We start from the raw sequence: 2,006 nt of genomic DNA, 5'->3' as shown, positions 1-2,006 counted from the left end.
CAGCGGACGCCAACCCGGGTGAACCGATGCCAACACGGGCCATCGCGGGCGACCGCCGGTCGCAACCCGGGGTATGTGTGCTCGGGGTGNGCTCCTGGGCTGCAACAACAGGGGTCCGGGTGACGTGGGTGAACGCGGGCCACTCCCTGCCACCCCAGGTGAACCCCCGGGTCGCTAGACTGGGCGCTCGCGCCCTCGTAGCTCAGGGGATAGAGCAACGGTTTCCTAAACCGTGTGTCGCAGGTTCGATTCCTGCCGGGGGCACCAACACAAGGCCCTGACCAGCATTAAGCCAGCCAGGGCCTAGATTTCTATCTATGCAATTTTGAATCGCCTCCCGAAAACCCCTCGGTAACGTTGGGGGGCGATCGGGTTCTGAAGGGTCTGTGCTGCGGCGTGTCGGGGACGGTCCCCTGTGTGTCTATCCGGTCTCGCGTGGGCCATGGGAGCGACGCTCGTGCCTGGTCGTGGCCTGACCAGCGCCGAGCTGTTCAAGGATTTCGGAGCTGTCTGGTGCGAGAGCGGGCTTGACGATGTAGTGCCTGTTGGTGACCTCCTCGGTGGCGTGGCCGAGCTGGGCTGCGGCGTGCTTGGCGTCGGCCTCCTTGTCAATCAGGGTGGCGACGGTCTTGCGGAAGGTGTGTGGCGTGACCCATTCGAGGCCAGCGTCGGCGCGAGCTTGACGCCATTGGCGGCGGACGTTCTGTGGAGACAGCCAGGTGCCGCGCCGGGAGGCGAAGATCGCATCGCGGGGTTGTCGGCGGCGTTGAGCTTGCGGGTCATCAGCATTCCGACGGCGAAGCGAGGAAGGACGACGGTTCCGAAGCCGGCGTCGGATTTCGTCCAATCCTGCCGGAAGAAGCCCTTGCCCTTGAGGTAGATGATCGTGCCGCAGATGGTCAGTGTCGGTCGTTCAGCGGCAAGGTCGAGATCCTTCCACCGCAGCGCCAGGATTTCGCCGATACGGGCACCGGTTGCGAGCATGAGGTCAACAATGTCGCCCAAATCGCCGGTATGCCGAGGCCCGGGTTTACCGGGGGTGGCCTGCTGCCACCGCTGGATGGCCGCACGGACGCCCTCCAACTGCTCCATCTCCAAGGCGACGACCTTGCGGCGTGGGCTGCGTAGCCGGCCGCTATCGCGTACGGGGTTGGTTGGTAGTGCGCCACGACGTACGGCTAGGGCGAGCATCTGCGTGAGAACGACCTTCGCGAGCCGGGCGGCCGTCGGGCGGTCCTCGGCAACCTTGCGCAGGAACTTGTCGATGCGGCTGACGGTAGCCTCTCGGATACGAAGGTTGCCTAGGGCGGGCACGACCGAGACGCGCACGCTGACTTCGTACTGGCTGATGGTTTGCGGTGCGAGACGTTCCTCTGCGGTGATCTCGTCGAGCCACAGGCTGGCGAGTCTGCTGATGTGGGTCTCCCGGGTGATCTCATCGTCGTTGGGCGCGGCACGGTCACGAAGTTTGACCTTGAGCGCTCGGATGGCGGCGGGGCCGGTGGTGTCGGTGGCCTCGACGTCGCGGGTGCTGCCGTCGTAGTCGCGGAATCGGGCTCGGGCGCAGTACCGGTTGGGGCCGAGTTTCTCGGTGCGGATGTTGCCCCAGGTGCCGATGGGTAGCGGTGGTCGGGCCATGGCTCAGCGCTCCGGGTCGGTGTGGGCGTCGAGCCAGTGTTCGATTTCGGTGCGTCGGTAGCGCAGGGTGTTGCCGACGCGGATGGCGCGTGGTCCATTGCCTCGGCTGTGCCAGGCGTAGAGGGTGTTTTTGGGTTTGCCGAGCCAGGCCGCGACGTCGTCGATGGTCAGCAGTGGGTCGGGCTGCCACCCGGCGGTGGTCGAGGCGTTCATCGCCGGCCTGCCGTGTCGGACGCACCGGTCGGTGGGCGCGGACGGTCGTGGGCGGTGGGCTGCCGGTCGGTGGTGGTGTCGGGCTGTTCGCTGCCCGGTGTGGGGTGTGCGTAGGGCGGGCACGGGTGGGGTGTCCTTTCGGTGTCCCGGCCCGG

General features: G+C 66.7%; 1 protein-coding gene, 1 tRNA gene and 1 pseudogene. 1 reads left to right on the top strand and 2 read right to left on the bottom strand.

Annotated elements, in window-relative coordinates; genetic code table 11:
* Window positions 1-191 precede the first annotated feature (191 nt).
* Window positions 192-267, top strand: a tRNA-Arg gene (locus tag B118_RS0124815).
* Between the two features lie 154 nt (window positions 268-421).
* Here B118_RS0124815 and B118_RS29325 read toward each other — a convergent pair.
* Window positions 422-1,638: pseudogene (locus B118_RS29325) on the bottom strand (tyrosine-type recombinase/integrase).
* A gap of 3 nt (window positions 1,639-1,641) precedes the next feature.
* Window positions 1,642-1,851, bottom strand: coding sequence for a helix-turn-helix transcriptional regulator (locus B118_RS0124805; RefSeq protein WP_018813205.1), 210 nt, complete (start codon window positions 1,849-1,851; stop codon window positions 1,642-1,644).
* Between the last annotated feature and the right edge of the window lie 155 nt (window positions 1,852-2,006).

Source organism: Salinispora pacifica CNR114 (genome assembly GCF_000514775.1).
GTDB classification, from domain to species: domain Bacteria; phylum Actinomycetota; class Actinomycetes; order Mycobacteriales; family Micromonosporaceae; genus Micromonospora; species Micromonospora pacifica.
This window is presented reverse-complemented; position numbering and strand designations above follow the sequence as displayed.